Origin of the sequence: Nonomuraea basaltis, from assembly GCF_005893125.1 — a bacterium.
GTDB classification, from domain to species: Bacteria; Actinomycetota; Actinomycetes; order Streptosporangiales; family Streptosporangiaceae; genus Nonomuraea; species Nonomuraea basaltis.
On sequence record NZ_VCJS01000366.1, the window covers coordinates 1 to 8,380 of the forward strand.

General features: G+C 66.5%; 7 protein-coding genes and 1 other RNA gene. 1 reads left to right on the plus strand and 7 read right to left on the minus strand.

Features of this window, described 5'->3' with window-relative positions:
• Positions 1–187: 187 nt before the first annotated feature.
• From EJK15_RS65410 to ftsE, 6 genes are all read right to left on the minus strand, one after another.
• Positions 188–1,468, minus strand: a complete 1,281-nt coding sequence (locus tag EJK15_RS65410; protein WP_138720289.1) for a tyrosine-type recombinase/integrase — start codon at positions 1,466–1,468, stop codon at positions 188–190.
• Positions 1,469–1,759: 291 nt separating this feature from the next.
• Positions 1,760–2,143: a transfer-messenger RNA gene (gene ssrA, locus EJK15_RS65415) on the minus strand.
• Positions 2,144–2,433: 290 nt separating this feature from the next.
• The gene (locus EJK15_RS65420; protein ID WP_138720290.1) at positions 2,434–4,290 is read right to left on the minus strand and encodes a penicillin-binding transpeptidase domain-containing protein; all 1,857 of its coding nucleotides are present in this window, start codon (positions 4,288–4,290) and stop codon (positions 2,434–2,436) included.
• 20 nt (positions 4,291–4,310) lie between these two features.
• Positions 4,311–4,778, minus strand: a complete 468-nt coding sequence (gene smpB, locus EJK15_RS65425; RefSeq protein ID WP_138720291.1) for an SsrA-binding protein SmpB — start codon at positions 4,776–4,778, stop codon at positions 4,311–4,313.
• Positions 4,779–4,819: 41 nt separating this feature from the next.
• A complete protein-coding gene (gene ftsX, locus EJK15_RS65430; RefSeq protein ID WP_138720292.1) occupies positions 4,820–5,734 on the minus strand; it encodes a permease-like cell division protein FtsX in 915 nt (304 codons plus the stop codon).
• 20 nt (positions 5,735–5,754) lie between these two features.
• The gene (gene ftsE, locus EJK15_RS65435; protein WP_103956370.1) at positions 5,755–6,444 is read right to left on the minus strand and encodes a cell division ATP-binding protein FtsE; all 690 of its coding nucleotides are present in this window, start codon (positions 6,442–6,444) and stop codon (positions 5,755–5,757) included.
• Between the two features lie 202 nt (positions 6,445–6,646).
• On the opposite strand from ftsE, the gene EJK15_RS65440 reads away from it, so the two are divergent.
• Positions 6,647–6,838 carry a hypothetical protein gene (locus EJK15_RS65440; RefSeq protein WP_138720293.1) on the plus strand — a complete coding sequence of 64 codons (192 nt, stop codon included), beginning with the start codon at positions 6,647–6,649 and terminating at the stop codon, positions 6,836–6,838.
• Positions 6,839–6,850: 12 nt separating this feature from the next.
• Here EJK15_RS65440 and prfB read toward each other — a convergent pair whose 3' ends face one another.
• Positions 6,851–7,966 (minus strand): peptide chain release factor 2, encoded by a 1,116-nt coding sequence (prfB, locus tag EJK15_RS65445; RefSeq protein WP_138720294.1) that lies wholly within the window; start codon positions 7,964–7,966, stop codon positions 6,851–6,853.
• Between the last annotated feature and the right edge of the window lie 414 nt (positions 7,967–8,380).

The following is an 8,380-nucleotide window of genomic DNA, read 5'->3' on the forward strand; positions in this document are numbered from 1 at the left end:
TGACCGGCAACAGCGGCACCAGCCGTTCCCACTCCTCATCCGTCAGATCATGACGACTCAGACGCTCCTCATCCACACGGAAGATCTACACCAAACTGCCATCAAAGATCCACGGGACACGCCCTAGCACAGCGAGAGGGGGCGGCAGCCGATCGGCTGCCGCCCCCTCTTACTGTCTTCTGCCGACCTACCCGGATCGGCCCGCCCGCAGCAGGGCACCGAGCTCGGTGCCGTCCGCTAGGGCCTGCCCGATGGCCTTGGTCAGCAACGCCGCCAGTTCAGGCGGCAGATCGGACGCGTCGTTCGATGGCTCCGCGGCGGCCGGCGCCGCGGACGCAGTGTCGAGAGTTCTGCCTCCGGTGAGGGTCGAGTCGATGGCGCCCGCCATCCGGGCGTCTGCGTCGGGGGTGAGGTGCGAGTAGACCGCGCTGGTAACGGTGACGTTGGCGTGGCCTATCCGCTTGGAGACGGGCTCGATTCCCACAACGGGGATGAGCTCGCTGGCGTGGCTGTGCCGCAGCCCATGCGGGGTGGGTTCCTTGATCAGGCCGCGCTGCGCCGCGAACTCCTTCACCTTCTGCCAGCGGTGTTCATTGAAGTTGGGATTGCGCCACAGGGTGCCGCCGCGGGTGCCCGGGGCGGGGAAGAGAAGCGCCAGCTTGCCCTTGCCCTCGGCGCGCCGACGAAGCACCTCCAGGGCCTTCGGGGGCAGCGTGATAGTGCGGAACGCGTTCGCACTCTTGCCCTCCGTGGACTCGATGTAGGGCCGGCGATGCTCATCCTCGCGGACGACCTGAGCCACAGTGAGCGTACCGGCATCGAAGTCCACATCGCAGACCCGCAGCGCGGTCAGCTCGCCCCAGCGCAGCCCTGAGGCCAGGAGTACCAGCGTGATGTCGCCGGTGTCCTCATCGACCTCGTAAGCGCATTCGATCCAGGCCGGAATCTCCAAGCCGGTGATCACCTTGTTGGCCTTGACCGCCTTTCCCTTCCGCTCAGGCAGCTTGACGTTCCGGCAGGGCTGGCGGGAGGTGTACTCCTTATCGATGGCGTAGTCGAAGACGGGCGAGATGACCGTCCCGTGGATGTTGAGGATCGTCTTCGCCGAGTAGGGGCGGAGAACCTTCTTGCCGTGCTGCTTCTCCCGCATCTGGTTGATCCACGCCTGGATGATGTCCCCGGTGAACTCGTCGATCGGTAACCGGCCCAGCGGTCCGACCCTGGTGCCGTCCGGCAGCGTGACGACGGCCGGAAAGACGTGGTCGTCGAGGGTCTTTCGGTACTGGCCAACGGTTCGCCGCTCGACGTCCACGAGTGTCGCCAGGTACTTGTTGGCGACCTGCGCGAAGGTGAGGACTTCAGTCGGCTGAGAGGCTAAGCCGAGCGTCTCGGCAAACGCCGGGTTCTTGTACGGGTCGCGGTAGCCGTTGGCCACGAGCGCCCCGCGGAAGATCTTCGCGGACTCCAAATCGTCGAAGGTGTAAGAGCTACGAGGACCTGTCCGGCGTCCGCCCTCGCGCCATGGGACGCGGTAGGACACTTTCCCATTCTTCTTCCTGCGGTACTCGACACCTTCGGTGCGTCGAGGTCCTGCTGACACGGAACCACCAGTCCCTTCATGCCGGGTGAGGTTCCGTGAACGTAGGCGGCGACCTGGGTTATCGTCCTGCTCCGGCAGGCCCGTGCCCCCATGGTGCCCCCACGAACAAAAAACCGCCCCTGCCTGTCGAAATTTCGCCAGGTCAGAGACGGTTTGATCTTGTGGAGGTGGCGGGAATCGAACCCGCGTCCTTCAACCCCAAGTCAGGGCTTCTCCGGGCGCAGCCTGCTGTGCTTTTCTCAGCCCCGGCGATCACGCAGGCGAGTCGCCGACGGGCTCAGCCACTGTTTGATTTCCCGCTCTCCCCCGTGGCCGGGTTGAGCGGTTGAGCCTTCTAACGATGCCAGACACCGGGCCGAAGGCACTCCCGGGCTGACAGTGGTTTCGCTACTTAGGCAGCGAGGCCCAGGGAACCCTGGGCTACCACAGTGCGCTTGGAATTGGCACTTGTTGTTTGCGGTCACAGGATTAACGAGGTTATGTCCGCAGTCCTCGGCCCGCTTCACCTGGCTTGCAAGATCGAAGTCGAAGCCAGTCACCCCCTGTGCAGTTGTCAACACACCCCCCGTGAGGGGTGAGCAACAAGAATCTACAGGGGAGAACACCCTCGACGCCAACTTAATTCCCGTGACGAAACCCCCGGGAGCGTGGCACAGCATCTCGCGCTCCCGGGGGCCGACCGGCAGGGTCGAGCCGGTCCGGACGGCAGGACTTCCCCCGAGATGAAGTCCTGATCTCATCACGGCGACTGGTTCCGCAACCCCCCGAGCGGGCCCAGTCACTCAGTAAGACGCCGCCGAGGCCTCGAATGGTTGCTCAGCGGCACGAGATTTTCACGCAGGGTTCCCGAGGGCCGAGAAGAAGCCGCCCGCCACCGCCGCCGCGTCGTAGTTCTTCGACAGCACCGCGATGGCCACGTCCCCCTGCCAGCCGACGAACCAGGTGTACTGGCTGCCCGCCGTCGCTGTCACGCCGGACACCTTGCCCTTGCCCGCCTGGGCGGGCGTGCCGGCCGCGCCGGCCCGCATCATCGGCAGCAGCGCCGCGCGGACCTGCGGATTGACCGGTACGGGGGCGGGCTGGGTGACCGGCACGGTCTCGGCCGCCGGATCGGGTGACTTCGGCTCGGTGACCAGCACGGGCGGGTGCCAGGTGCCCGAGGAGATCGCCGCGGCCACCAGCGCCATGCCCAGCGGGCTCACCTCGACGTTCTGCCCAGCGATGGCCTTGGCCTTGTCGGCGTCGCTGGACAGCTCGGGCAGCGAGCCGCTGAACGACTTCAGCGGCAGCCGCCACGGCTGTCCCACGCCGAACGCCTTGGCGCTGCTGGCGAGGTCCTCGGCCTTGACGCGGCGGGCGAGCGAGGCCAGGGCGGTGACGCAGCCCTTGGCGAAGTTGTCCTGGAACGTGCCCGAAGACATGGTCCCGGTGGACTGGCCGGTCTGCACGAACTTGGCGCCGCCCACCGTGCGCTCCTGCGGGCAGGACAGCCGCTGCTTGGTGTCCATCCTGTTCTTGATCAGTGCGTCCGCGGCCACGATCGAGAACGCCGTGCCCGCGGGGTATTTGCCGGCCAGCGCGTCCTTCTCCTGGTGCATGCCCTTGGTGGCGACCGCGCGGATCTCACTGGTGTCGCGCTGCACCGCCACCAGCGCGCTCGTGTCGGTGTCGGCCACCGCCTGCTCGGCCGCCGCCTGGATGGCGCGGTCGATCGTGGTCTTCACCGAGACGTTCTGCCGGCCCGGCCACTCCTTGAGCAGGGCGACCTCCTTGCCGGTCTTGAGGTCAAGGGTGATCACCTTGGTCTCCGTGGAACCGGTCAGGTAGTCCTGGTAGGCCTTCTGCAGGCCGGTCTTGCCGACCGAGTCGCCGGCCCGCTGCGGGCCACCGAGCTTCTGCTCGGTCTCCGGGGTGAGCGCGCTGACGCTGCCGACGATCTGCCGGGGCGCGTCAGGACTGACGGGCTGGGGCTGCGGCTTCGTCTCGATGCCCGAGATGGCGTCGAGCTTTGACTTCATCGACTGATAGCGCTGGCGCCCGAACGTGACCAGCGGCACGAACTTGTCCGGTGGTGACGATCGGATGCGGCTCAGCAACCGGTCCTGGGCGTATTCGGTGACCTTGGACAGCTCGGCGACGACCTCCTCCGCCTGGTCGCCCAGCTTCGACGGGTAGACGCCTGCGACGTAGAGCACGGTGTCGGTCTGCAGCGGGTCACTGGTCCGGTCGACCACCGGCTGGCGCGGCTTCGGCTCGGTGTCGACCGCGAACCGCTGCCCCTCCTTGAGCTCGGGATGCAGCACAGAGGGCGACCAGCGCACCTTCCACGTGTCGCCGACCAGATGGAGCGGCAGCATCCCGTCGTACTGCCAGAGCGGGTTGTTCTCGCCCAGGTCGACCTCGGCGTGGAAGTCGGCCCTGGACTCGCCGCCGTTCATGCTGACGCTCTTGATCTTGAAGCGGAACGAGGCCGCGTCGAGCTCCAGCTTGGCGTCGGACAGGGCCTTGCGTACGGTCGCCGGGTCGCCGTCGGTGCGTCCCGCGGCCAGGTCGTAGTCCTCCGTCTGCCAGCCCACGAGGAAGTCGCGCACCGCGTCGTGCGGCGACGGCTCCTCGAAGCAGCCGGTCAGCGTGGTGCACGCGACCGCCAGAGTGACGGTCGCGGACAGGGTGCGGCGGGCGCGTCTCATCGGTTGCCGTGCCGCCGCTCTCATCGGTGGCGATGGCGCAGGGCCCGGGCCATCTCCCGTTTGGCCTGCTGCTCCGAAAGCGACTGCCGCTTGTCCCAGTCTTTCTTACCCCGGGCCAGGCCGATCTCGATCTTGGCCTTGCCGTCCTTGAAGTAGAGCGCCAGCGGCACGATCGTCAGCCCGCCCTCCTTCGTCTTGGCGGCGAGCTTTTCGATCTCCTTGCGGTGCAGCAGCAGCTTGCGCTTTCGGCGAGCGGCGTGGTTGGTCCACGTGCCCTGTGCGTATTCGGGAATGTGCACGTTGAGCAGCCACGCTTCGTTGCCGTCGATGCTGGCGTAGCCGTCGACGAGCGAGGCGCGGCCCTCGCGTAGCGACTTCACCTCGGTGCCCTGCAGCACGAGGCCCGCCTCGAAGGTGTCCTCGACGTAGTAGTCGTGCCGAGCACGTTTGTTCTGGGCGATGACCTTCCGCCCGGTCTCACGTGGCATGGTTCGACTTTACCGGCCATCCACCGCAACCTGAGGATCCGCTAGACACGGAGGTAGCGGCGGAGTGTCACGAACGAGGCCAGCACACAGATGACCACGCCGATGGCCATGGTGAACGTGATCGTCTGGGCCACGGCGTCCCAGCCGAGCTGCGCGGTCGCGTCGCCCAGGAACGCACCGAGCTCCTCGAACAGCAGCACCTTCGTCGCGATCAATATGACCGCCGCGAACACGCCGCCGATCAGGCCCGCGATCACGCCCTCCATGATGAAGGGCAGCTGGATGTACAGGTTGGACGCCCCGACCAGCCGCATGATGCCCGTCTCCCTGCGCCGGTTGAACGCCGACAGCCGGACCGTGTTGCCGATCAGCAGGGCCGCCGCCAGCACCAGGGTGATCGCGACGCCGAGCGCGTAGAAGGCCAGTTTGTCGAGCATTTCGAAGAACGGGCCGATCAGCTGCTTCTGGTCGGTCACCTGCGAGACGCCGGGCTGGCCCCGGACGGCCTGGATCACGGACTGGTAGTTGTCCGGATCAACAACCTTGATCCGGAACGACTGAGGCATGTCCTCGACCTTGGTGGCCTTCACCAGAGCCTCGTTGGAGGCGTACGCGGTCTTGAAGTTCTCGTACGCGGCCGCCTGGTCCTCGTAGATGACCCCGCCAGGCCTGACCCCGGGAACCTTTTCGATGTACGCCTCGAGCGCCTTGACCTGCGCAGGAGTGATGGCCTTGCCGTTGCACTCCTCTACGGCCGTTCCCTTGTTGCACAGGAAGACCGAAACCTCGACCTTGTCGTCCCAGTAGCCCTTCATCAAGCCGACCTGGGCGTTGATCATCAGGCCGACACCCAGCATCGCCATTCCGACCGCCACGGTGATGATGACCGCGATCGTCATGGTCAGGTTGCGACGGAGGCCGATCCAGACCTCGGAGAAGATGAAATTCGCCCGCATGTTCTGTCTGCAGCTCCCTGTCAGTACGCCTGGCCGTAAACGCCACGCGACTGGTCACGGACGATCTTGCCGTCCTCCAGCTCCACGACACGCTTGCGCATGGAGTCGACGATGGCTGCGTCGTGCGTGGCCATGACGACCGTGGTGCCAGTCCTGTTGATGCGGTCGAGCACCTTCATGATGCCGATGCTCGTCGCGGGGTCGATGTTGCCTGTGGGCTCGTCGGCCAGCAGGATCATCGGCCGGTTGACGAACGCGCGGGCCATGGCGACGCGCTGCTGCTCGCCGCCGGACAGCTCGTCGGGCATGCGGTGCGCCTTGCCTTCCAGGCCGACCAGCTCGATGACCTCGGGCACCACCTTGCGGATGAACCGCCGGGGCTTGCCGATGACCTCGAGCGCGAACGCCACGTTCTCGTAGACGTTCTTGTTCGGGAGCAGCCTGAAGTCCTGGAACACGCAGCCGATGCGGCGGCGCAGGTGAGGCACCTTGAAGTTGGAGAGGCGGGCCAGGTCCTTCCCGGCGACGTGAATCGCCCCGGAGTTGGGCCGCTCCTCCTTGAGGATCAGACGCAGGAACGTGGACTTGCCTGACCCCGAAGGGCCGACGAGGAACACGAACTCGCCCTTGTCCACGTCTACGGACACGTGGTCGAGAGCGGGCCGGTTCTGGTTCGTGTAGACCTTGGTGACATTATCGAAATGGATCACGAGAGCATCACGGCATGCCAGTCTAGGGGTCAGGACGGAAGCGAGGGTGGCACATGCCCACTTCCCGCCACCGGCCCATCGGGGGCGTCATGTTTACTGATGATCGACGTTCCGATTGGCCAGAGCACAGTCTAGGGGGAAGACTGGCATGGAACGTCCATAACGGAAACAAAACGATTGTGCGGCTAGACTTGGGGCTGTCATGAGTTGTGAACACCTCGTATGCGCGCAGTGCGCGCACCCCGTGATCGAGGCGCGCTGCCCCCTCTGCCGCGCCAACAAAGAGCGGATGCACAGCCACGGCTTCGCCGGGATGTCGCCCGCCCTCATCGTCCTGCTCCTGGTCGCCCTGCTCTTCGTGACGTTGGCGCTCAAGCACCTGAGCGGCCTCTAGCGACGGGCGCCCCTACTCCGCTCCCGACTCCTGCCGCCGCATCCAGCGGATCTCCGACTCGATGAACTCGTCGATGTCGCCGTCGAGCACCGCCGTCGGGTTGCCGGCCTCGGTGCCCGTGCGCAGGTCCTTCACGATCTGGTACGGGTGCAGCACGTAGTTGCGGATCTGTGTGCCCCACGACGTGGTCGTCGCGCCACGCAGCTCCGACATCTTCTCCGCCTCCTCCTGCCGCTTGCGCTCGAGCAGCTTGGCCTGGAGCACGTTCATGGCGCTGGCACGGTTTTGCAGCTGCGAGCGCTCGTTCTGGCAGGAGACGACGATGCCGCTCGGGAGGTGCGTGATGCGCACGGCCGAGTCGGTCGTGTTGACGCCCTGTCCACCGGGACCGCTCGACCGGTAGACGTCGATGCGGAGCTCGTCCTCGTTGATGTCGATGTGGTCGGTCTGCTCGACGACCGGCACGACGTCCACCCCGGCGAACGAGGTCTGCCTGCGACCCTGGTTGTCGAACGGGCTGATGCGGACCAGCCGGTGGGTGCCGTGCTCGCCGCGCAGCGTGCCGTACGCGTAGGGCGTCTTGATGCTGAACGTGGCCGACTTGATGCCGGCCTCCTCGGCGTAGGAGGTGTCGTAGACCTCGGTCGCGTAGCCCTTGCGCTCGGCCCACCGCAGGTACATCCGCAGCAGCATCTCGGCCCAGTCGGCGGCGTCGACGCCGCCCGCCTGGGAGTTGATCGTGACGAGCGCCTCGCGGGCGTCGTATGGGCCCGCGAGCAGGGTGCGCACCTCCAGTGCCCCGATGTCGGACTTGAGCGTCTGGAGCTCTTTGTCGGCCTCGGCGCGCGTGTCGTCGTCGGCCTCCTCGGCCGCGAGCTGGTAGAGGACCGTCAGGTCGTCCAGGCGTCGCGCGACACCCTCCACGCGGTTGAGCTCACCCTGGAGATGGGAGAGCTTGCTCGTGACCTTCTGTGCCTGCTCGGGGTCGTCCCACAGGTGGGGCGCGGCAACCTGCTGCTCCAGCTCCGCGATCTGCTTGCGCATCGCCTCGAGGTCGAGCACGTCCTGGATGCTGCGGAGCGTGCCCGCGAGCTCGTTGATCTCTTCTGCCGGATCGATGCCTGCCACGCCTCCTTAGGGTACGCGACCCCTCAGGGGGCTACGCCCCCCGAGCACCCCCCGAAAAACATCGACCGCTTCGCGATCGTTACTTTGCCTCGAAGGCTTCGCCCCCTCAGGGGGCTACGCCCCCCGAGCACCCCCCAAAAGCATCGACCGCTTCGCGGTCGCTACTTTGCCTCGAAGGCTTCGCCCCCTCAGGGGGCTACGCCCCCCGAGCACCCCCCAAAAGCATCGACCGCTTCGCGGTCGCTACTTTGCCTCGGAGGCTTCGCCTCCTCGTGCCCGCGAATAACATGGCGAGGTGCGTGCATACGGTCGGCGGAAGGTGCTGGCGCTCGCCGCCGGCGTGCTGGCCGCGGTGACCGCCTGCACGGGCAATGCCGCACCGGCCCCCACGAAGTCGGCCGCGGTCACCTCCGC